This window comes from Phnomibacter ginsenosidimutans (genome assembly GCF_009740285.1).
GTDB classification, from domain to species: Bacteria; Bacteroidota; Bacteroidia; order Chitinophagales; family Chitinophagaceae; genus Phnomibacter; species Phnomibacter ginsenosidimutans.
In genome coordinates, this window is the sequence record NZ_CP046566.1 from 4,210,277 (window position 1) to 4,230,629 (window position 20,353).

22 protein-coding genes are annotated in these 20,353 nt (G+C 47.9%); 8 read left to right on the forward strand and 14 right to left on the reverse strand.

Features of this window, described 5'->3' with window-relative positions:
- A complete protein-coding gene (locus tag GLV81_RS18300; protein ID WP_157480335.1) occupies window positions 1–3,399 on the reverse strand; it encodes an ATP-binding protein in 3,399 nt (1,132 codons plus the stop codon).
- 9 nt (window positions 3,400–3,408) lie between these two features.
- Here GLV81_RS18300 and GLV81_RS21495 point away from each other — a divergent pair, with 9 nt between their 5' ends.
- Window positions 3,409–3,537: a hypothetical protein gene (locus GLV81_RS21495; protein ID WP_281350738.1), complete on the forward strand. Its 129-nt coding sequence runs from the start codon at window positions 3,409–3,411 to the stop codon at window positions 3,535–3,537.
- 87 nt (window positions 3,538–3,624) lie between these two features.
- On the opposite strand, the gene GLV81_RS18305 is transcribed toward GLV81_RS21495, so the two are convergent.
- The 5 genes from GLV81_RS18305 to GLV81_RS18325 form a co-directional block, all read right to left on the reverse strand.
- Window positions 3,625–4,020 carry a hypothetical protein gene (locus tag GLV81_RS18305; RefSeq protein ID WP_157480337.1) on the reverse strand — a complete coding sequence of 132 codons (396 nt, stop codon included), beginning with the start codon at window positions 4,018–4,020 and terminating at the stop codon, window positions 3,625–3,627.
- Between the two features lie 159 nt (window positions 4,021–4,179).
- Window positions 4,180–4,809 (reverse strand): DUF4194 domain-containing protein, encoded by a 630-nt coding sequence (locus GLV81_RS18310; RefSeq protein WP_197428755.1) that lies wholly within the window; start codon window positions 4,807–4,809, stop codon window positions 4,180–4,182.
- A 220-nt stretch (window positions 4,810–5,029) separates the two neighbouring features.
- Entirely contained in the window at window positions 5,030–6,517 is a 1,488-nt protein-coding gene (locus tag GLV81_RS18315; RefSeq protein WP_157480341.1) for a DUF3375 family protein, read from the reverse strand.
- A gap of 145 nt (window positions 6,518–6,662) precedes the next feature.
- Complete coding sequence (gene murI, locus GLV81_RS18320; RefSeq protein ID WP_157480343.1) at window positions 6,663–7,502, reverse strand: glutamate racemase; 840 nt, start codon at window positions 7,500–7,502, stop codon at window positions 6,663–6,665.
- 9 nt (window positions 7,503–7,511) lie between these two features.
- Window positions 7,512–7,952, reverse strand: coding sequence for an ABA4-like family protein (locus tag GLV81_RS18325; RefSeq protein WP_157480345.1), 441 nt, complete (start codon window positions 7,950–7,952; stop codon window positions 7,512–7,514).
- An 84-nt stretch (window positions 7,953–8,036) separates the two neighbouring features.
- On the opposite strand from GLV81_RS18325, the gene GLV81_RS18330 reads away from it, so the two are divergent.
- On the forward strand, window positions 8,037–8,867 hold the full coding sequence (locus tag GLV81_RS18330) for a hypothetical protein (RefSeq protein WP_157480347.1): 831 nt from the start codon (window positions 8,037–8,039) through the stop codon (window positions 8,865–8,867).
- Complete coding sequence (locus GLV81_RS18335; RefSeq protein ID WP_157480349.1) at window positions 8,854–9,261, forward strand: hypothetical protein; 408 nt, start codon at window positions 8,854–8,856, stop codon at window positions 9,259–9,261. The genes GLV81_RS18330 and GLV81_RS18335 overlap by 14 nt, the downstream gene beginning before the upstream one ends.
- Before the next feature lie 4 nt (window positions 9,262–9,265).
- On the opposite strand, the gene GLV81_RS18340 is transcribed toward GLV81_RS18335, so the two are convergent.
- From GLV81_RS18340 to GLV81_RS18350, 3 genes are read right to left on the reverse strand one after another with little or no spacing between them, the layout of a single operon-like run.
- The gene (locus GLV81_RS18340) at window positions 9,266–9,952 is read right to left on the reverse strand and encodes a response regulator transcription factor (protein WP_157480351.1); all 687 of its coding nucleotides are present in this window, start codon (window positions 9,950–9,952) and stop codon (window positions 9,266–9,268) included.
- A 9-nt stretch (window positions 9,953–9,961) separates the two neighbouring features.
- The gene (locus tag GLV81_RS18345; protein ID WP_197428756.1) at window positions 9,962–10,735 is read right to left on the reverse strand and encodes a sensor histidine kinase; all 774 of its coding nucleotides are present in this window, start codon (window positions 10,733–10,735) and stop codon (window positions 9,962–9,964) included.
- Complete coding sequence (locus GLV81_RS18350) at window positions 10,663–11,388, reverse strand: hypothetical protein (protein WP_157480355.1); 726 nt, start codon at window positions 11,386–11,388, stop codon at window positions 10,663–10,665. Before GLV81_RS18350 ends, GLV81_RS18345 begins: the two co-directional genes overlap by 73 nt.
- A 139-nt stretch (window positions 11,389–11,527) precedes the next feature.
- Between GLV81_RS18350 and GLV81_RS18355 the strand changes: the two genes are divergently transcribed.
- The gene (locus GLV81_RS18355; protein ID WP_157480357.1) at window positions 11,528–12,400 is read left to right on the forward strand and encodes a GLPGLI family protein; all 873 of its coding nucleotides are present in this window, start codon (window positions 11,528–11,530) and stop codon (window positions 12,398–12,400) included.
- A gap of 75 nt (window positions 12,401–12,475) precedes the next feature.
- Here the strand turns inward: GLV81_RS18355 and GLV81_RS18360 are convergent, their stop codons facing one another.
- The 3 genes from GLV81_RS18360 to GLV81_RS18370 all read right to left on the reverse strand — a co-directional run bounded on the left by GLV81_RS18360 (window position 12,476) and on the right by GLV81_RS18370 (window position 15,924).
- Window positions 12,476–13,234, reverse strand: coding sequence for a Bax inhibitor-1/YccA family protein (locus GLV81_RS18360; protein ID WP_157480359.1), 759 nt, complete (start codon window positions 13,232–13,234; stop codon window positions 12,476–12,478).
- 205 nt (window positions 13,235–13,439) lie between these two features.
- On the reverse strand, window positions 13,440–13,982 hold the full coding sequence (locus GLV81_RS18365; RefSeq protein WP_157480361.1) for a hypothetical protein: 543 nt from the start codon (window positions 13,980–13,982) through the stop codon (window positions 13,440–13,442).
- Window positions 13,983–14,010: 28 nt separating this feature from the next.
- Window positions 14,011–15,924, reverse strand: a complete 1,914-nt coding sequence (locus tag GLV81_RS18370; protein WP_157480362.1) for a DUF5686 family protein — start codon at window positions 15,922–15,924, stop codon at window positions 14,011–14,013.
- 155 nt (window positions 15,925–16,079) lie between these two features.
- Here GLV81_RS18370 and GLV81_RS18375 point away from each other — a divergent pair, with 155 nt between their 5' ends.
- The 4 genes from GLV81_RS18375 to GLV81_RS18390 are packed head-to-tail and all read left to right on the forward strand — an operon-like array spanning window position 16,080 to window position 18,462.
- The gene (locus tag GLV81_RS18375; protein ID WP_157480364.1) at window positions 16,080–17,048 is read left to right on the forward strand and encodes a M28 family peptidase; all 969 of its coding nucleotides are present in this window, start codon (window positions 16,080–16,082) and stop codon (window positions 17,046–17,048) included.
- Window positions 17,035–17,751 carry a M28 family peptidase gene (locus tag GLV81_RS21500; RefSeq protein ID WP_157480366.1) on the forward strand — a complete coding sequence of 239 codons (717 nt, stop codon included), beginning with the start codon at window positions 17,035–17,037 and terminating at the stop codon, window positions 17,749–17,751. Before GLV81_RS18375 ends, GLV81_RS21500 begins: the two co-directional genes overlap by 14 nt.
- A gap of 12 nt (window positions 17,752–17,763) precedes the next feature.
- Window positions 17,764–18,201 carry an IPExxxVDY family protein gene (locus GLV81_RS18385; protein WP_157480368.1) on the forward strand — a complete coding sequence of 146 codons (438 nt, stop codon included), beginning with the start codon at window positions 17,764–17,766 and terminating at the stop codon, window positions 18,199–18,201.
- Between the two features lie 27 nt (window positions 18,202–18,228).
- On the forward strand, window positions 18,229–18,462 hold the full coding sequence (locus tag GLV81_RS18390; RefSeq protein ID WP_157480370.1) for a 4a-hydroxytetrahydrobiopterin dehydratase: 234 nt from the start codon (window positions 18,229–18,231) through the stop codon (window positions 18,460–18,462).
- Here the strand turns inward: GLV81_RS18390 and GLV81_RS18395 are convergent, their stop codons facing one another.
- Together GLV81_RS18395 and selD are read right to left on the reverse strand one after the other, a co-directional pair.
- Complete coding sequence (locus GLV81_RS18395; RefSeq protein WP_157480372.1) at window positions 18,463–19,230, reverse strand: hypothetical protein; 768 nt, start codon at window positions 19,228–19,230, stop codon at window positions 18,463–18,465.
- A gap of 11 nt (window positions 19,231–19,241) precedes the next feature.
- On the reverse strand, window positions 19,242–20,306 hold the full coding sequence (selD, locus tag GLV81_RS18400) for a selenide, water dikinase SelD (RefSeq protein WP_157480374.1): 1,065 nt from the start codon (window positions 20,304–20,306) through the stop codon (window positions 19,242–19,244).
- Between the last annotated feature and the right edge of the window lie 47 nt (window positions 20,307–20,353).

Consider the following 20,353-nt stretch of genomic DNA (forward strand, 5'->3'; position numbering starts at 1 on the left):
CTAAATTTTTTCCAACGCTTCCTTCAGTTGTTTGATGGGCATATCGTACATCAAACTATCGCGGTTGGCCCTGCGCTGCACGTAGTGTATGCGGGCCACAAAAGGTTCTACTATTCTAAACTCTTCTGTTTTATCGGGGCTCACCACCATAATCTGCAGGTTGAGTTGCTTGCATAAATTCATGAGGTATCTGGCCTTCTCTTCATCCTGCCGGCTAAAGGCTTCATCCACACAAATAAAGCGGAAGCTGCGCTGGCTGAGGCCATCGCTGGTAATGCCAAACTGATACGCAATGGCACTGCCCAAAATGGTGTAGGTAAGCTGTGCTTGTTCGCCACCGCTCAGCTTTTCGGTACCAGTGTAGCTGCGGTAAGTGCTCTTGTCTTCGGCACGAACTTCACGGGCCACAAAGCGTAACCACTGCCGCACATCCATCACTTCGCGGCGCCAGCTTTCCTTGCTTTCCAAATCGTCTATCAGTTCTTTGATTTTTACATAGCTGGCTTCGAGTATGCTGTCGTCTTTGCTACGGTGATATTCGGCAATATTGGGCTTCCAGGCCACCAGCCGGTGGCGGAAATCTTTGATGTTGGGGCTGAGTTCTTCTCTGGCATCCAACTGAATATATGTCTTTGGGTTTTGGCGATAGCTGATACCAGAAAGGCTAATATTCAACTCATCTACCCTGCGACGTATTTGTTGCAAATGTTCATCCAACCGGCCACCAAAACTGCTCATGCGGTTAATCATTTCTTCGTTCAGGTACTTCTTGAAACGATCCCGCTGTTCGGCCAGTTCTTCACCCTCCAGGCGTTCGAGCATGTCCATGTATTCACCCGCCAGGTCTACGCTTTCGGGCAGGCGGTGTGTATCGCCCCGCCAGTCAGGAAACCGCTGCAGCAACTTTTCATCGGTTGGATATTTGAACCTATTGATAGCGGTGTTCAGCTGCCGCTTGGCCGATTCAGTTTTGCTGTTGAGCTCATCCGTTTTTTTGCGGATGATATCCGTTACCTGATTGCGGACTTTCTCAATCACATCCAAATCAATGCTGTACTCAATCTTGTTGATGTACTCCAACTGAAACTCGGCCAGCTTTGTTGTGATGTCAACTCCTTCGTAAGCCATTAATATTTCATCACAACGTAGCTGTGCACTCTGCCACAGCTGCAGTTGATTGTGTTGCTTTTCTTCTTCCCTTATTTTTTCGTCTTTCTTTTGCTGCAGTTCTTTCAGCCGCTGTTGCAGGGCTTCTTTCTTCTGTTGCAGTTCTTTCAGCGTGGGGTCACCTTTTTCCAGCTTTAGCCGCTCTTTTTCTTTGGCAGCAATGTGTGCGGTTGTGGCTTCCCAATCGAGCTCTGCAAAAGATTGAAAGCGCAATAATTCTTCCAGTGCTTTTTCCTGCCGTTCGAGGTTGTCTATTTTGCTGCGCAACACACTTTCTTCTTTGCGGAGTTGCTGCACTTTTTCTTCCCGTTGGGTGAGCTCTGCTATCAGCATGCGAAGCTTGGCACTGTTGTCCCAACCCAGCACATAATGCTGGCGACTATTGCCTCTGTTGCGGTCATCCTTTTCATGCCGGTTGCCATGGCGAATCAATCCGCTGGAAGTAATGGCATAGTCTGTTTTAGCAAATTCGTTCAGGTTGTCGGTGCAGTAGTAGTTGTAGTATTTGCGCAGTTGAAACTCCACCCAGTCAGCATATTCACTGTCGTGTTTGATGTCAAGTTTATCGGGCACCGTATCAGGTTCCAAAGGCAGCAAATCGGTGAGGTAGTTGCCCTCTTTGTAGCGTTCGTACACAATGCGGCCTTTGAGGTCGGTGCCCTGCACGTACTTGTTCACCATTTTGTAATACTGCTCGGGTACCAGCAACCGCTGACCAAAATTGTGCAGCAGTTTTTCAATGGCGTATTCCCATTTCTCTTCGCCTTCCCGCAGTTGTATCAATTCGCCTACAAAAGGAATTTCAGCTTCGGTGGCGCCGCAGTATTCCAGTATCTCTTGTCGTATTTGTGCAATACGACCGGTGATATTGTTCTTTTGCTTTTTCAGTTGTTCTATATCGCCTTCGAGTAGCACCATATCGTCTTCTGCCTGATGCCGGGCATCTTCCATCCGTACTTTGGCGGTACGTTTCTCATCCAGGTCTTTGCGCAGCTCTTGTGCTTTCTCTTCTGCCTTGCGGCGGTTTTTATCAAACTCCCGTTCGTTTACCTGCGTATCCCAACCCAGCTTTTCAGCAAAGCCGTTGTAGCGTTGTGTAGCTGCCTGCCGCTTTTCTTTTTCTGTTTCCAGCTCTTTCATTTGCCGGTCGAGCTCGGCCAGCAAGCGGCCCGGCTGGCTGCTTTGTATTTGCACTTCGGTAGCAATGAGCTGCTGGTTTTCTTCATCAATCACCGCTTCAATTTCCTGTTTGCGCAGGCGGGTTTGTTGCAGTGTTTCTTCCAGCTGCTTCATGTCTTTTTCCAACAGGTTGCGCTGGTGCGTAGCAAACCATGCTGGCAAAGTTTGCCGGTGCTGATCTACAATGTATTTATCTGCTTCAATGTTTTTCCAATCGTTCCAATGCTGGCGTACCGGTTGCAGCAATGCAATTTGCGTTATGGTTTTTTCAATATTACGATGTGCATCGCTCAGGGTTTTGAAATGGTCTTTCAACTTTTCAAAATCATCTTCCATTTCGGTTTCTTCCAGCATTTGAGTGCGGATGAAATCGTCGAGGTTGCCCAAAATTTTGAGGCTGATGGTTTGGTTGAACAGGCTTTGTGCTTTTTCGCTACGCATACCAAACACACTGCGCAGCCGGGTGCCGTATTCTTTGGGGCCGTCAAAAAACTCTATCATTTCGCGGCTGCCCTGTTTGGGATAATCTTTGCGCAACCGCTTTTTCCATTCGCCTTGTGTATCAAAATACCGCAGGTCTGTTTCGATGCTGAGCGGCTTGTGGGCCACTATAAAACTGCGTTTGAGATCGGTGCCGGCAAACCAGCGGATTTGTGCCAACGTTACATATTGATCTTCGCTTTTGAACACCGCCAGTATCACACTGCGCACCTTGCTCCTGTCTTCCCGTAGCCGTTGTGCTTTACTGCCGCTGTCATCCTCGGTAAGACCGTATTCGCCCAGCACATAGCTTTCTTCGGTGCGTTCGTTTTTGGTTTTGCCCTCGGCACTCATGTTGAAGCTGCGCATTCTTCGCTCTGCCGCCAGCAAGGTGAGCAAGGCATGCACAAAAGTGGTTTTGCCGCTACCGTTGGCGCCAGTAAGCAGGCTGTTTTCGCCACCGGGTTCTATGTGGTAAATTTTTTCGTCGAAGGTGCCCCAGTTCCAGAGTTCCATCCGCTGCAGGCGAAAGCCGGCTTCGGCAGGATTGAGGCTAAATAAACTCAGGTTCATATATCGGCAATGAGTGTATCAGTTAATGGGATGATGGGTGTGCATGCAGAGCGTGTATGGCAAGTGGGCGAATATATTGCCCATGCCATCAAATATGCCAGTTGCAGCGGGCTATTTATAAACAATGCCGGCAGTTGAAATTGCCGGCATTGCTGTTTGCCATAGTAAAGGAAAAGAGGAGTGAAGAATCTACTGCAAACTACAGGTGTGGCTTCGCCAAAACACCTACTCCTGCCCTTCCTTTCGAAACAACTGAATGGCGGTATTTACCGCTTCACGTTTGTTATCGGGGTTGTTGGGTTCGTACACATAGGTGAAGGGGTTAGACACGGCAATGGCTACCCGGCCAATGCCTCGTATTTTGTAATCATCGCCGTCGCCATCTTTGAGAAAGAAAACAGTGAGTTGTGCTAATGCATCTTTTACCAATACCCATTGCAACATAAATTCTTGTAGCTCTTTGTTTTTATAATATTGGTACACCGTATCCGATTTGGCAGTGAGCTTGGGCGCATCGGGTACATCAAAAATGAGTTGGGCATTGTACGGGGGTTTGCGCCACACTTGCGCATACGAAAGGGTGCCACAGCAAAGGGCACAGCACAGCAGCCATTGTTTCATGCAATACAGGGGTTTATAGTTTTTGATACATACAAACGCCTACTGCACAACTGCATAGATAGTGATACAGCATTGGAATACAGTAAACAGCCGAACGGCCAGCGTTTGCACTGTGGTACTAACGCCGGCCGTTTGCGGGATATTGTATCGTTCTTTGGCTTATGCTTCGATATCGCCTTTCATTTGTGTTAAAAAATATTGTAACGTGTCTTCATCAAAACGGGCTTTCAAAATACGGCGTACTTCAAAGCGATCGTCTTCACTGGCGGTACTGTCCGTTTTTAGTTTTTTGAGGTACCCCAGTTCGGCTACTTCTTCTATGTAGCGGTTCAACTCTTTGATGAGTTTCATGCGGTTGGCCTTCTCTTTAAAAAAAGTTTCGAGCTCTACCCGTAGCAGCTTGCGGGTGATGTAGAGGTTGCGGTTGCTGGTATCGTTGAGCTCAAACTCGTCGAGCATTTTGCGCAGAATCACACACAGCAACGTGACTTCATAACTCAACGGACGGCGTTGCACCAAACCTACGGTGTTGCCCTTGTCATCGAGTTCGAGTTGCTTCAGGTAAGCATAGCCATCCCGTTGATCAATGATGAGCTCTACCGCAATTTGCTCAAACCACATGATGAGCTCCGTTTTGTAAATGCTCAGCTTGTGCCAGAGCTCTTCTTCATCATCAAACAGCGGGCCTCGCAGCAAGCGGGCAGCACAGCGAGCCCAGGGCTGTACCCGGGCTACATGCGGCATATAGGCGGTGCCGCTTTGGTGTGCTTCAGAAAAAAGGTTGCTCATGAATGAATGTTTTTTAACCACAGAGGCGAAAGAGGTAAACACAGAGGAACACAGTGTTGCATTTCCTAACATCTACCATCTGTCATCTATCATCTATTTTTAACCACAGAGGCAAAAGAGGTTTGCACAGAGGAACACGGTGTTCCTGCCAACTACAAACCGCCAACTGCAAACTCCTCGGCCTTAACCTCGGCCTTCAGCTTTTCGCCTTCAGCCTTTGTCAATTAAATATGATTTGCGGCACCTGCAGGTATTTCTGTTGTGCCTTATCAAACAAAATGTCTTCTATCGTGTCGGGCTGTATGCTGGCATTGCGAAGGTGTACGGCCAGGCTCACGTAAGCCAGCAGCTCTGCCAATCCTCGGGTACAGCCATGTTTGTCTATCACTTGTTTGAGTGTTACTTGTTTGTGTTTCTTCAGCATACTGCTGATGTTGCTTTGCAGCACCACTTTGTCTATGCTGCCATCGTCCATCAATTTATGCAATTCCGTCAGCTGGTCTATGCTGAGGGTTGCTGCATTGGGTGCTGTGCCAAATTCATTGTCGCTGGGACGGTCGCCGTGGCGCCTGTCCATGGGCAGGCTTATATCAGGGCGGTCATCTACATAGGCCATGGGGGCTTTCTTTTCGTTGCGGTCGGCTTGCTGTATGGCCTGCTGCAATATCTGGTTGATGATATCTCTGGTTTTGCGCCGGTTGCCTCTTTCTTTTTCTACTACAATACGGCTGAGCTTGTACCCCAGCAGCTGGTTGGTTTCCAACACTTTAATGCCCGCCGCATGCAGCATGTATTTCAGTTGCAGCAGCTGGCGGCTTTCGTAGGTAATGTCGGTATGGTCCAGCAGGTCGTACACCTGTTGCAACATGTCGGTAAACTGTTGCTGCTTTTCATCATCCATCAAAAACTCCCAGAAGGCATAAAAGCTTTTGCCCTGATCGTTTGTTTTCAACTCTTCGAGTGCATCAAACGTAAGGCGCAGCAGCTGGCCTTTGCTCAGCGTAGCGTCGGCATGGCGGTGGCTGATGGTTTTATAAATCTCCTTGAAGTTTTCTTCCACTTCGCGGAAGTCGCCACTCAGCTCTTTGCTCAGCCGTTCTATTTCGGCCCAGCGGCTTTTAATTTGCCATGGCTCGAACACAGGTACTTCACCCGTTTGTTTGATGAGTTTTATTTCTTCATCAATCTGCCTGCGTTTCTCTTGCAGTGCTTTGATTCGTTCTTCCGGATCTTCGTTGGTACGCTGCACCAGCTCCTGCACTTTGGTAAACAAATCGAGCAGTTTGCTTTCGGTGCCTATAAAATCTTTTTCCCGCAGCAGCTCCAGCGCCTGAAATACTTTTTCGGTATGGCGGGTGAGTGTTACATAGGGCTCATGCGTTTTTTCGTCGAGGTTGATGAAGATGAAACGGTTGTCTTCATCGGCCCAGCGCTTGAGGTAGGTATCGGCCCGTTCGTAATAATCGCTGCTGATATAGCTCAGCGTTTGCTGCTCTTCGCTGTCTTCCAAAAAGCCAAGGTTGGCCAGGTAATCGGCCAGCTTTTGGGTGAGCTCCGCCAAATCAATTTGCAACACATTTTGCTGCCGGAACATTTTGTGTAAAAACGAAATGCTCATGGCGGCATGGCCACTCCGCAGCAGTTTCATACTGAGCGACTGGTGCAGCAATTGCTGTAGCGAACGATATTGAAAAAAAGTATCCGTCATGGAAAAGCGGGGGCACAAAATACGTGACGGCGGGGCTGAAAACACGGGTGTAAAAGGGAATGTACCCACAGGTTTTCAACCAATCATTTTGCATCAACCATTTTTTGCAAAGGCTTGCCAGCAAATCGTTGCTGGTACTACTCGTTTATTCCGCTACATGCAAATCGAGATGTTGTGATTGCACAGCGGCGCCGTAAAAAACGGAGGCTTGTTCATCAAAGCTGCGGGTATCATCAGTGGTAAAAAAACGACGGCTGCCACCGGTAGAAATGCGTTGCGCCATTTCCGGATGACGCTGCAAATAATCCACCAAACTATTGGCCACAATATCGCCCTGTGCTACAATGCGGGTGCCCGGTGCGGCGTATTGACGAATCTTGTTTTCCAACAACGGATAATGCGTACAAGCCAGCAGCAACGTGTCAATATCGGGGCATTGTGCCATGAGCTGCTGCAAATATTCCTGCACAAAAAAATCGGCGCCTTCGCTGTTGTGTTCATTGTTTTCTACCAGCGGTACCCACATAGGGCAGGCCTGCTGATACACGTGCAATTGCGGCCAGAATTTGGCTATTTCTATCGGGTATGAATCGGATGTAACGGTGCCCTTGGTGCCGAGTATGCCCACTTTGCCTGTTTGCGAATAGCGGCCAATGATTTCGGTAGTGGGCCGTATCACACCTAACACTCTGCGGCTGGGGTCGGGCAGCTGTGGTAAGTTTTTTTGCTGAATGCTGCGCAATGCTTTGGCACTGGCGGTATTGCAAGCCAGTATCACCAGCGGACAACCCTGTGCAAAAAACCATTGCACACATTGCCAGGTGTATTCGTACACGGTATCAAAACTGCGGGGGCCGTAGGGGCTGCGGGCATTGTCGCCCAGGTATACATAATCGTACTGCGGCAGTTGCTCCACCATGCTTTTAAATACGGTGAGCCCGCCATAACCAGAATCGAAAACGCCTATGGGAAAACTTGCCTGCATGCTTGTTGTTTACTGCGCATGATGTGCTGACCAATACTGACCGGTACGCCACCAACGCACCACAAAGTAAAGCAATACACCTACCGGACCGAGCATGAACGTAAAAACCAAACACAGCGACAACAACCAACGGGAAATGCCATGCTGTTGTGCGTTGCCCACCATCCATAAGCCGGCCAGCAAATCGAAGGCGAGGTAATGAATCCAACCGGTGAGTACGGCACCCGCTGAGCCTTGCAACGACTGCAGGCCTGCCAGCGTTTGAAAAGATTGCGGATCGGTGGGGCCGAGGTTTTGATACAAGCAAACAGCATAGGTAATGCACAGCGCAGCCACCACCGTACCGGCCAGTACCGTAGTTGTTTCGGGGCGGCGATACAAGAGCAGCAAGTACAGCCAGGCCACAAGGGCCAACAGGTTAACGGCTTGATAAACCAATTCGTAATTCATGTAAGGATTGTTTACTTTGAACAAACAGCCAACGGAGATACCAGTAAAGATAGGCGGCTGTTAATCATGCAAAATATTCGCCCCATGGTACAGCTTTCTATTCGTCGTGTTTTGTTAGTGGTGGGTTTGATGGCCACACTGGGTTGTGCGGCACAGCGCAACAAAAAAAGCAAGGTTGCGAATGCCAATGCCGGAGCGTTGCTGTGGAGTAATTACCGCGGTTCATTTACCCAGTTTATACAGCAGGCCATCCGGCAAAATGCTGTGGCTATTGTAGACAAAGATGTAACGCCGCCCGAACCTGTAACTATTGAAGGCAACCTTACCTTGAAAGGCACAGGCATTACAATTTACAATCAACACAAGCAACTATTTGTCGTTGGCAGTGGTGTACATCATTTCAGCCATTTTACGGTGCAGCAATCGCATGCAGAAGGCAGTGCATTTTTATCGAACACGCAACCCAAACTTGTGTGGACCAATACGCTGGATGATGTACACATCAACGGCGGACAGTACGGCTACAACAGCAGCCGTGGTGGCTTGTACGATGAAAAGCAAGACAGTGTATTGGCGTGGAGTGGCACTACTATTCTCAACAGCACCTTCAATGTACGGTACATTGCTATTGCTGTGTTTTCGCAAGACGGGCCCTGCAAATATTTGCATATGCGCAATGTACAAATGAGCACTTCCGAATCACACAACCTCTACATTCATCCCAACGTAAGTATGCGATTTGATAGTGTGGCAAGCATAAAAGCCGGCAAGCTGGCCATGCATCATTTTAGTGGTGGCAATGAGCAGTTTTATTACACGGCCCGTTATTTGGAAATGAACCGCGTAACTGCTCCAAGTAAAGCTTGCATGGGAAATGATCAATCCAAAATCCGGCTATATCATGATCAACAATAGCAACATGGGGCCGTATACCGCCGTGGGTGCAAACACACCGTGGGTGTATGCTACCAACAGCACTTTTTACAATGCGGGTAATGGTGTAATGCTTTCGGGCAAATTAATCAACTGTTCAGGAAAAGCTTGGAGTGGCGGCAAGCAACCATTAGCAATCGAAGGAGGAAATTATTCAGAAATCTGTTTTAGGCCAGGTGGAACAATTAAAGCCAGCAAAGCCAACATTACTTATTTGCTACTAAGCGACAGAGGCAATGCATTTGAAGGAGAATTTGACAACTGTACCATTTCCGAAATTCAGGATAGCAATACCGACAAAGGAAGGATTGTGCTGCGCAAAACAACGGTTAAAAACAACCGTTCTTCCCGCCCAAAAATGTTTGTAATACAGTAACAACCTACGTTACAAACCGATAACCCACCCCTTTGATGGTGAGTATTTCCAGCGATGGATCTTCTTTAAGATAGCTGCGGATTTTGGTGATGTACACATCCAGATTACGGCTGTTGAAAATGCTGTCGTTTCCCCAAATGGCATTCAGCAAATCCCGCCGTTCGATGATGTGGTTGCGGTGTTCAAACAAGTACAACAGCAATTCGCTTTCGCGGTAAGAGAGTTTGCGTTCTTCCTGCTGAAAGTGCAATACCTGCCGGGGTTTATTGAATTGATACTGGCCAATGGCAATGGTATCCGCATCCGCTTTTTCTGTAGGCTGATGTCCGGTTAACTGCAGCAGATTATTGATACGGGCAATCAACTCTTCCATACTGAAAGGCTTGCGCAAATAATCATTGCCACCTTCACCAAAACCTTTCACTACATCTTCGGTTTGCGTTTTGGCCGTTAAAAACAAAATAGGCACGGTGGCATTTTGCTGGCGTATTTCCCGTGCCAGCGTAAATCCGTCTTTGTTGGGTAGCATTACATCCAGCACACAAATAGCGGGCTGAGCTTTTAGATAAGCCTGCATTACTTTGGCACCATCGTCTTCCATCACCACGGCATAGCCGCGGCTCTCGAGTGTTTCCTTTACAATCTTGCCCAGAAAGACTTCATCTTCTACATATAAAATGGTTGGCATCATGGTATGAATTTACGCCGACTGCAGTTCAATCACAAAACAAGCTCCGTGTGGTTGCACCGGCTCTACCCGAATGCTACCGCCATGTTTTTTAATCACTTCGGCTACATAGCTCAGGCCAAGGCCATAGCCTTTAATGTTGTGCGTATCGCCATGCGGCACCCGAAAGAATTTATCGAATACTTTATCGCTATACTCTGCAGGTATCCCCTCGCCTTTATCGCTTACACGTAGCTGCACACGGCCGTCGGTTTGCTTTATGTGAATGTCGATAGAAGGATGATCGCCACTGTATTTAAGCGCATTATCCAGCAGGTTGTACAGCACACTTTGCAGGTGCAGTGCATCTGCTTTTACCATAACTGCAGGTGCGGCATGCAGCTCACAATGTGCATGTGCTTTTTCCAATTGCAACCGCATGCTGCTTACTACTTGTTGCGCCAGCGCAGTCAGGTCTGTTACTGTTTGTTGCAGCTCCATTTTGTCTTGCTCAAACATCGATACCCGCAGCACTTTATCTACCAGCAGGTTAAGCCGTTGCAGTTCGCCGGCCGATATATCGAGGTATTCCTGTGTACGTTTCGGATCGTTGAGTGCATGAAAACTTTTCAATGCTTCGATGGCTACACCTACGGTGGCTATCGGCGTTTTCAACTCATGCGTCATGTTGCTGATGAAATCGTTTTTCAGCAATGCCAGCCGTTGCTGTGTTTTCAAGCTTCGGAACAAAAACAAAAAAGCAGTAACCGTAATGCCGAGCATGGCCAATGAAAAAAGATGGGCCACAGCATTTTAGGAATCACCATCCACACTGCACCTTCGAAACTGGCTGCCACAATACTCATGCCGGGTATAGAAGGGCCACGGCGCATGCCGGGTGATGGATCATTTTCCCGCTGTTGTTGTTCTTTGGCAGAAAGTATCCGAATGCTAAATGGGAAGGCCAGCTCATTTTCATCCAATGCTTTTGCATACGATTTTTGCAAGGCCGGTAAGTCTTTGGCAGTACCAAAAAATGGTGCATGCACAACCAGGGTCGACAAATCGTCGCGGTTGTCATTTCTACGCTCCGCATCCAGCGCTACCATGCGTACACTGCCTGTACGGCGGGCAGAATCGGGTGGTGGCGGCAGGTTGATGCTTACCTGAATTTGGCCGTCGGTTTTTTTACCCAATACAGTATCGGTAATGAAAATTGCCCGTCGTTCTTTGTTGCCAGAATCGGCAAACACAAATCTGCGTCGCGTTGAATCGTTCGACAAAAACTGTAGTTGTCTTCGCACCGAAGTTTCGCGGAGCACAATGCCCAGCTCACGGCGAAGGCTCTGGTATTCGTCGCGGTAGGTTTTGCGCAGCCAATAACCCTGAAACAATACCAGCAGTACAATGCTAAGTACCATAAGCCAGCCGGCAGTACGTATTTTTCGTTGTTGCGTCAAGTGAAAATCGGTTTGTCTATCAAATGTATTTCGCCCGGTTATCCTGCCGCATATTCCTTTAACCTAAATTAACCACGCACTCATCACTCTTAACCCTTTTGTGCGGGGCAGGCGTGTAGCTTTGGTGAAAATTGATTCTATGAAATGTAAATGGATAGGCATTGCCTTACTGGCTGTGTCGGTATCGGCTACTGCACAGGTAAAAGAAGGCAAGGTGATTTATGAAAGAAAAATCAACATGCACAAGCGCCTGCCACCTGAAGCAGAGCAAATGCGGGCCATGATTCCCGAGTTTCAGACCAGCAAAATGGAGCTGAGTTTCAACCCTACTCAATCGTTGTATAAAAATGTGGTTGAAGAAACCAACGAGCTGCCCACCGGCGATGGCGCAGGTGGCGGTGGCATGCGTGGTGGCATGATGTTTCGCTTTGGCGGCGGCAACCCCAACGATGAAACCTTTCGTGACTATGAAAAGGAACTGATTGTAGAAAGCCGTGAGCTGGGCCCCAAAAAATATTTGATTGACGATACGCTTCGCCCCATGAAGTGGAAGCTGGAGCAAGATACCATGACCATTAACGGATACCTGTGCTACAAAGCCACAACTGTAACCAGTGCTTTTGGCATGGGTGGCATGCGCATGAATGCCGGTGGCGGTGGCCAGCAGCGCCCTGCTGGTGATAGTGCACAGGGCGGCAATCAGCAACGTCGTTTCAACATTCCTGCTGAGCAAAAAGTAGAAGCCTGGTTTACACAGGATATTGAAACCAGTGCCGGCCCCGATAACTACTTTGGCCTGCCCGGTTTGATACTGAAAGTGGTGGTAGATGAAGGCACCATTACCTACACAGCCCTGAGTGTAGATACACAAGCCAAAGCCAATGTGAAAACACCCACTTCAGGTAAAAAAATTACCCGTCAGGAGTATATGAAAATGATGCAGCAGCAGTTTCAAGGCATGCGTCCTCCCGGTGGTGGAGGCGGCGGTCAGCGCATCATCATCAGCCAATAAGATGACACAACTTCTCAAATTAAAAACGGTCGCTCTGCATGAGCGACCGTTTTTTTATGACACCTATTAACTGCATTAATCTCTGCTGCTAAAGCGGCTGAGCAAACGCAGGATTTCGAGATACAACCATACCAGCGTTACCATCAGGCCAAAAGCACCGTACCACTCCATGTATTTGGGTGCACCGTATGCAGCGCCTTGCTCAATCATGTCAAAATCGAGGATGAGGTTCAGCGCAGCAATGGCTACCACAAACAGGCTGATGCCAATGCCGAGCATTGAGCTGTCGTGCATAAAATCCATTTCTACACCAAACATGCGCACCACCATTACAATAAGGTAGAAAATAGCGATGCCTGCAGTAGCAGTAAAAATGATTGACTTAAAACGCTCTGTGGCTTTAATGATGCGGAAGTTGTACAGCAAAAACATAGCCAGTGCAGTGCCCATGGTAAGGCCTACGGCATTTGTAATGATATTGGGCATGTTTTCTGCAAAAGCAAAATTGTACACCGCTGAAATTGCACCGATAAACAAACCTTCCAAAATAGCGTATGCAGGAGCCAGGTAAGGCGACCATTCTTTTTTAAACGTCATGATGAGTGCCAGTACCAAGCCGCCAATAGCACCTGTCCACAAATAACCGGTTACCTGTTGGCCTTTGTAAAAAGCATTCCAGGTAAACAATGCGGCACCCAACAAGAGCAGCATCATAAAGCCAAGCTTGTTCATAGTGCCACGGGCTGTCATGGCGCCACCGCCAGAACCGGCAATCGACAAGCCCTGAAAAGATTTTTCTCCCAATGTAGGGTTACCCGATTTGAATAAAGACATAATCAATTCAATTTTAAGATTGCTAAACTAATGGTTTTGTTGTTAACCCGGCTGTAATGTACATGACTGCCACTGCCGAAAACCACTAACCATTTCATGGGATGGGGAATTGCAGCATGGAACAGATTTTCGGTGATTAAATAATCCGTGAATTCGTGGCAAAAAACTGAGCCACAGATACACGGATTTCATTTTTTCCCTTCGGTTAAAACGCCAGCCGGAAACTGCCAAATACCCCAAAGCGACTCGTACGGTTTTGCGGCAATGGAGTGGGTGCCAATCGCCACACCAAATCGAGGCGAAGCACTTTAAAAATATTGTCTACCCCGGTGCCCAGTTCGGCATAGGTTTTTCCCTGCAGCTCCTGAAAAGGATGGCCCTGCACAAAGTTGAGCTGGCGGTTTGCTTCACTCAAACTACCCCACAAAGTTTTGATGTTCCAAAACTGACGCAGCTTCATTTTTCTTGTAAAACCAATGTATTTAAACAAGCCGCTGCCAAAGTTTTGCTCAAAGCCAATGCCTGCATATTGATCGTTGATGTATTCGAAACGATTCATGAGGTTGAAGGCGTATTTATTGTAATAATAAATCTCATTGCCGGGTGCTACATCCAGCAGCATGTAGGGCAATGTGCCAAACACTTTGCCCACATAAGCCGAGTATTCGATAGAGCCAAATGGCGCCACTTTGTGATAACCATTTACCCGAAAGTTGAGCTTGTGGTAATCATAATTGCTATTGAGCACACCAGCCCAACCTTTGGAATAACGGAGTTCAGCTATGGGATAATCGCTGCCGAGGCTTGGTGCGGAAATAGTTGCCGTTCAAAAAGCGTTCGAGATAGGCAAAGCGTACCGCAACCGTGGTTTCAAAGTTGGTGAGTGCCTGGCCCTTACCACCCGTAAAATTGTTTTTCAGCGGTATATTTTTCAACGGCTCGTATTGGGTGCGGCGGGCTTCCAACTTGAGCGACCAACCCTTTTCGTTGCTGGTAAAATATTCTATTTCCTGCCGTTCAACTTTCATGAACTTGATGGGAATATCGGGCTTGCGAATGGCTAGTGTAAAAATGTTGTCGAGGCTTACTTCATCATAATAATTCTGTCCGTTGTCTAAATCGTTGAGGTAAGATACATGCAGCATCTTCCGCGGATTTTTTTCGAAGAAATAATACAACTCCGCTTTGCCTTTGAGTTTCTTGTCGCCAAAGCCGTAGGCCAGATAGCCATGCAGGTACATGTTTTTGTTGAAGCCCGGTGTGGTGCCCAAATCAAAACGGGTACGCAGGCCTTCCCATGCATTCAGGCTTATCCAGTTGAACCACGGACCAATTTCATAATTGCCAATGGGCTTGTATCCTGTTGTCAAAAAAGAAACGGTGTTGTAATACTTTTTGAAGATGGGCATTTGCTGCAGCGTGTCAATCATTTTGTAAATGGCCTGCTCATTTTTATTGAGCTCCTCGTGTCGGGCATCGCTCCAAAAGCCTTCGTTTTTTTCTTCTGAGCCAGGCAATACTATTACCTGTTCGGGCAAGGTATTTTTGGCCAGCTCTTGCAGTACCGCATCATTATTTACCAGCACATTTCTGTACGTGGTGGTTTTGCGGCCCTTCATACCACTTTTGTTTTTACCAATAGGATAGATATCGGCAATGAATTTGTCTTTCGATAAAAACCACAGCGAATCGTCGATCAGGCGATAGTCCTGATAAATGCTCAGGTTCTCTACAAAGTTGACGGTGGATGTTGCATCAATACGAAGTTGGATACGCTGTACGGCAAAGGTGGAATCGTGTATCCACGCATCGCCTTCAAAAGTGCTTTCGCCTTTGCGCTTTGGCGAAAACAACCAATGGTAGTAGCGCCGGCCATTGAGCATCACGGTATCTGCAATGCGGTAGTTGTAATATGCATCGCCATTGTCGCTCAGCGGACTTACAAACTGCTTATCGAACACCGGAATGAAGTTGTTGTACACGTTTACATTCTGGTACATGCTGCCCAATTGGCGTGTTACACTCTCGTTGTCGATGCCGTTTGTTTTGCTGGCTTTTATTTCTTCCCGTCTGCGTTTGGGGTTGCTGCTGTACCAATAATCACTGATGGTTTCGGCGAGGTAAATGGGCAAAAACGGCGGCCCGGCTTCGGTGGTATCCACATTATTCAGCACAAAAGCAAAAGGCTTCAGCAGTTTCATTTCTTTTATCTTTTCTGCATTCACCTTGTTCAGGTCGAGCTCCAGTTTGTTGTGTACCTCGTAGCTGTAATTGCTAAAGCGGCTGCGGTCGTTGTAGGGTTTGCGACGCACCACTTTGCGCCACAAAATGAGGCCCCAGTTGGCCTTGGTTTTTACCAACACACCACCCGATACTTCTCTTTCTAAATTAATGATGACAGGCTTGCTCAGATTGAGCTCTGCAATGGCTAACGCTTTTCGGAAATAGCCCACATAACTTACAAACAATGAATCGGCAGCATAGCCCGTAATGTCGATGCTGAAATTGCCCAATGAATCGGTGACTGCGCCTTTGCGGGCAGGATACACTTCGACCGATGCGAAGGGGATGGGCTCTTCATTGTGACTGTCTTTCACAATGCCGCGAATGAGTGTGGTTTGCGCTAAGGCTACTTGTGCAACGAATCCTCCACACAAAAGCAGCAGCAGCTTTGCGCCAAAAATTTTCATAGGGTACAAAAATAACCGAATGGTAAAGCCGGCTGGTAACCAAACACACGGGAAAGCCGCTTGTTTAGTCAAAGTTTTGAAAAAAATAGGTGAATCATACAGCTGCGGGGCCGCCACTGTACATTTGCCTGCTCAACCATTCATTGCTTCGGATCATGAAACTTTCCCGTATCGCCTGCTTGTGTACGCTGAGTGCCGCTGCGCTGATGACCAGCCCCGAACTGCTGGCACAATCCAAAAAACAACGCAAAGCCATTGCCGCGGCCAACACACAAATTGAAAATAACCTCAAAACTTTTGTAGGTGTACTGGCCAGCGATAGCCTCGAAGGCCGCCGCACCGGTACGGCCGGCGAAGCCAAAGCCGTTGCATACATCGAGCAGTATTACAAGCAACTGGGCATACCCGGCGCCAACAACGGCAGCTATCAACAGCCGTTTGTGATAGATGAAGGAAAGATGGCCAATGCCAGCTTACTGCAATTGGATGATGCAGTGCTGAAAGCAGGAACTGAATATTTTCCGCTGCCCTGGAGTGGCTTACAATCCATTGATGCCAGCAGCGCTGCCGCCCTGCAAGAAATTGGCAGCCCATGGTGGTACGATTTGAAAGAAGACCTCGAAGCCAACAAAAACAATCCACACCTGCTGCCGGAGCAGCTCATTCGCGACAAAGCCGTGGCTGCCGCCAAAAAAGGCGCTACCGCATTGCTGGTATACAACAGCGCTGCCGGCGAAGAAGTGATTAAATACAATGCCAAAGACCGCTCCGATGCTGTGGCCATTCCGGTGTTTTATATTCAGAAAGATGCTGTGCATAAATACAAGATAGATGCCAGTGTTTCTTTTCATGTAAAAGCAAAAGCGGCATTTACACAGCAACAAAGAAATGGTACTAACGTAGCAGCCATCATCAACAACAATGCAGCGCAAACCATCATACTGGGTGCACACCTCGATCACCTGGGCTATGGCGAAGATGCCAACAGCCGCCACACCGGCGATGCCGCCATACACAACGGTGCCGACGACAATGCCAGTGGAACAGCTGCTCTCATGGAAGTAGCCCGTTTGCTGAAAGAAAAACCCAACAAATCTTTCAACTATTTGCTTGCTGCACTTTAGCGGCGAAGAGCTTGGTTTGTATGGCAGTAAATTTTATACAGAACATCCGTTGGTAGATGTAAAGCAGGTGAACTACATGATAAACATGGACATGGTGGGCCGACTGAATGATAGCAGCAAAGTGCTTACCATTGGTGGCATTGGTACTTCACCTGCATGGCCATCCATTTTGAAAATGAATGAGCAAACAGATTTTACCATCAAGGTAGACAGCAGCGGCACCGGCCCCAGCGATCATACTTCTTTCTATCGCAAAGACCTGCCTGTGTTGTTTTTCTTTACCGGTTTGCATACCGATTACCACAAGCCCAGCGACGATGCGCAGCTGATCAACTACAGCGGTACCCGCAAGATTGTGCAGTACATCAGCCGCATCATCGATCAAACACCGGCAGCAGAAAAACTGGCGTTTACCAAAACCAAAGAACAGCAAATGGGTGGTGGCCGCTTCAAGGTTTCTATCGGTATTATGCCCGACTATACGTTTAGCGGACAAGGCGTAAAAGCCGATGGTGTAATTGATGGCCGCCCTGCTCAAAAAGCCGGTGTACAAGCCGGTGATGTCATCATTCAACTGGGTGAGCACCTCATAACCAGTGTAGAAACGTACATGCAAGCCCTCAACCGTTTTGATAAAGGACAACAAACCACCGTTACCATCAAGCGGGGCAATGAGATCAAAGAGTTTGCCATTAGTTTTTAATACCTTTTCGCTGTGGCCAAATGGACATTAGATAACGAATTACTAGCCGAGGCATTTTTTGAAGATGCCCGCTTGTTTGGCATTCAATGTCCTGCATCGCCCCAGAAATTTGTGTGGTTGGTCAACAATCATTTTGCTTTCGATTTCAGGTACAGCGCCGGCAGCGAAGTAGAAATGAAAAAGAAGGGACGCACATTCACATTCCCGCTGTTTCGTTTTTTCGAAAATCATTTGAATGTAGAACACATCATTTACGCCAACCATTGCGATGGTGAGTATTTGCTGCCCGAACTAAAGCACACCGATTTTTTGTGGCTCATCAAAAGTGATAACCATAGTGCCAGCTTTCTCGACCTACTGGCCAATGAGCTGCGCAAAGTGAGCCAGATACAACTGGTTACCCTGCTGAGCAATGATAAGATTAAGAACAAACAGCAGCTGGTATTGTAATAATTGCTTTCACCAACACCTGCATGTATGTGGCAAGAAACCAACCAACAACTCTACCGCAAATTTCAGTTTGCCAACTTTAGTGAGGCATTTGCCTTTATGACCCGTGTGGCTATAGAAGCAGAAAAAATGGATCATCATCCGCTGTGGACCAATGTATGGAACACTGTAGAAATTTGGCTGAGCACTCATGATGCAGGCAATGTGGTAACGGATAAAGACCGTGTACTGGCCGCCCGTATTGATGCGTTGCTGGCGTAATTACTTCCAACGATAATAGAGGTTCATGCTGGTTCTGAACTGCAAGGCTCCATTGTAGAAATTTGCAAAGGGCGAAGCCAGGTCTACCGCAAATGGCTGCAAGCCCATGCTCATGCCAAATTGCTGTTTGATGATGGGAATCGTCATGTTGATTTCTGGCGCAAACAAACAGCTGAAGTTTTTCAATTCGCTTTCATATTCATGCTCCAGCATCCGAAGTTCTGCTTCGGTAGGCGCCCCACTGGTGCCCGGTTCGCCAATGGGGTCGGCATTGCTTTTTTTGTGTAGTGCAATACCCGGCACCAGCATGGCCCGCACATGAAATTGAACCGCTGTATGCGTATTTTTAGTAAGGTTGTAATCGTATGCCAAAGGCATCGTCAATGCCAGTACGTTATTACGCACACTGCTGATGCGAAAAGTATCGGGCATCGGCCGGCCACCAAATGGAATGATGAGGATGGAGAAAAAAGCATCTCCCAAATTCGTGCTGTTCATAGTGAAAGCATCGTAACGAAGACCAAGCCCTGTGTACAACCGGTGGCGGCTGCCATTGCTCCATTCCAGCATGGCAGGCAAATGCATAGAAAAGGAAATGGTGCCATTGCCCTGCCTTCTGTCGAAGATGAGTTTGTTGTTGATTTCGTAAGTATGAAATCCTAATGATGGTGCAAATGCCGCATCAATTCCAACGGGTTTCCATTGTGCCCATGAAAAGGAAGCAACACAAAAAACCAGCGCAACAATCAACAAACCTTTCTTCCTCATCGCCATTCAGTTTATGGTTGTACAACAATTCGTTTTTCACCCGCAGTAGTCAACACACCAATGGGCTGCAATGCCGCGGCTGATAAGCCGTGAGCTGATAACGCTTCCTGCACTTGTGCTACCGCATCGGGGGCTACTGCTATCAGCAAGCCACCATTGGTTTGCGGATCGGGCAGCAGTTTGAAAGCTTCCATCACATTTACCCCGGGTTCAAATTTTACCTGTGTACTGTAAGCATTCCAGTTGCGATAGGTAGCATCGGGCACGGCATTTTGCTGTAGGTAGCTGGCTACTCCTTCCAATACTGACAGCTGGTTGTACTGTATCGTTGCACCAAGGTTGCTGCCTTCGCACATTTCTATCAAATGGCCCAGCAATCCAAAGCCTGTAACATCGGTCATGGCATGCACGGCTTCCATTTTACCCAATGCTGTACCTACGTGGTTGAGTTGCGTGATGGTGTGCAGCAGCAAGTCATAATGTGCTGTTTGCAACAAGCCCCGCTTTTGTGCAGTAGATAAAATACCAATGCCTAGCGATTTGGTGAGCAGCAATACATCGCCTTCATGCGCCTTGTTGTTTTGTTTGATGTTGGCCTTTGCCACCAAGCCATTTACTGCAAGACCAAAAAACGGTTCGGGGCTATCAATACTGTGGCCACCTGCCAAGGGAATGCCGGCTGCTTCGCATACTGCACGACCACCTTCCAGCACCTGCGCCGCCATAGCCGCAGGCAGCTTTTGCGTGGGCCAACCCAATACGGCTATCGCCATCAACGGCTTGCCGCCCATAGCATACACATCGCTGATGGCATTGGCTGCAGCAATGCGGCCAAAGTCAAACGCATCATCTACAATGGGCATGAAAAAATCGGTGGTGCTAATGAGGCAGTCGCCATTGCCCAGGTCATACACAGCCGCATCGTCTTTGCTGCTGTTGCCTACCAGCAAGGCTGGAAAAGTTGTTGTTGCTGTTTTGCTTTGCAAAATTTCTTCCAGTACAGCAGGTGCTATTTTACAACCGCAGCCGGCGCCGCTGGCAAAGGCTGTTAGTTTAATGGCTTCTTGTTCACTCATGGTAACCGATTTTATGACGCAAAGAAAAAGAGGCCGAAGCCTCTTTT

Excerpts from the sequence above, each read along its gene's own strand:
- GLV81_RS18300 (WP_157480335.1), bottom strand. The coding sequence starts at position 3,399 with ATGAACCTGAGTTTATTTAGCCTCAATCCTGCCGAAGCCGGCTTTCGC.
- GLV81_RS21495 (WP_281350738.1), top strand. The coding sequence starts at position 3,409 with ATGAGTGTATCAGTTAATGGGATGATGGGTGTGCATGCAGAGCGTGTA.
- GLV81_RS18305 (WP_157480337.1), bottom strand. The coding sequence starts at position 4,020 with ATGAAACAATGGCTGCTGTGCTGTGCCCTTTGCTGTGGCACCCTTTCG.
- GLV81_RS18310 (WP_197428755.1), bottom strand. The coding sequence starts at position 4,809 with ATGAGCAACCTTTTTTCTGAAGCACACCAAAGCGGCACCGCCTATATG.
- GLV81_RS18315 (WP_157480341.1), bottom strand. The coding sequence starts at position 6,517 with ATGACGGATACTTTTTTTCAATATCGTTCGCTACAGCAATTGCTGCAC.
- murI (WP_157480343.1), bottom strand. The coding sequence starts at position 7,502 with ATGCAGGCAAGTTTTCCCATAGGCGTTTTCGATTCTGGTTATGGCGGG.
- GLV81_RS18325 (WP_157480345.1), bottom strand. The coding sequence starts at position 7,952 with ATGAATTACGAATTGGTTTATCAAGCCGTTAACCTGTTGGCCCTTGTG.
- GLV81_RS18330 (WP_157480347.1), top strand. The coding sequence starts at position 8,037 with ATGGTACAGCTTTCTATTCGTCGTGTTTTGTTAGTGGTGGGTTTGATG.
- GLV81_RS18335 (WP_157480349.1), top strand. The coding sequence starts at position 8,854 with ATGATCAACAATAGCAACATGGGGCCGTATACCGCCGTGGGTGCAAAC.
- GLV81_RS18340 (WP_157480351.1), bottom strand. The coding sequence starts at position 9,952 with ATGATGCCAACCATTTTATATGTAGAAGATGAAGTCTTTCTGGGCAAG.
- GLV81_RS18355 (WP_157480357.1), top strand. The coding sequence starts at position 11,528 with ATGAAATGTAAATGGATAGGCATTGCCTTACTGGCTGTGTCGGTATCG.
- GLV81_RS18360 (WP_157480359.1), bottom strand. The coding sequence starts at position 13,234 with ATGTCTTTATTCAAATCGGGTAACCCTACATTGGGAGAAAAATCTTTT.
- GLV81_RS18370 (WP_157480362.1), bottom strand. The coding sequence starts at position 15,924 with ATGAAAATTTTTGGCGCAAAGCTGCTGCTGCTTTTGTGTGGAGGATTC.
- GLV81_RS18375 (WP_157480364.1), top strand. The coding sequence starts at position 16,080 with ATGAAACTTTCCCGTATCGCCTGCTTGTGTACGCTGAGTGCCGCTGCG.
- GLV81_RS18390 (WP_157480370.1), top strand. The coding sequence starts at position 18,229 with ATGTGGCAAGAAACCAACCAACAACTCTACCGCAAATTTCAGTTTGCC.
- GLV81_RS18395 (WP_157480372.1), bottom strand. The coding sequence starts at position 19,230 with ATGAGGAAGAAAGGTTTGTTGATTGTTGCGCTGGTTTTTTGTGTTGCT.
- selD (WP_157480374.1), bottom strand. The coding sequence starts at position 20,306 with ATGAGTGAACAAGAAGCCATTAAACTAACAGCCTTTGCCAGCGGCGCC.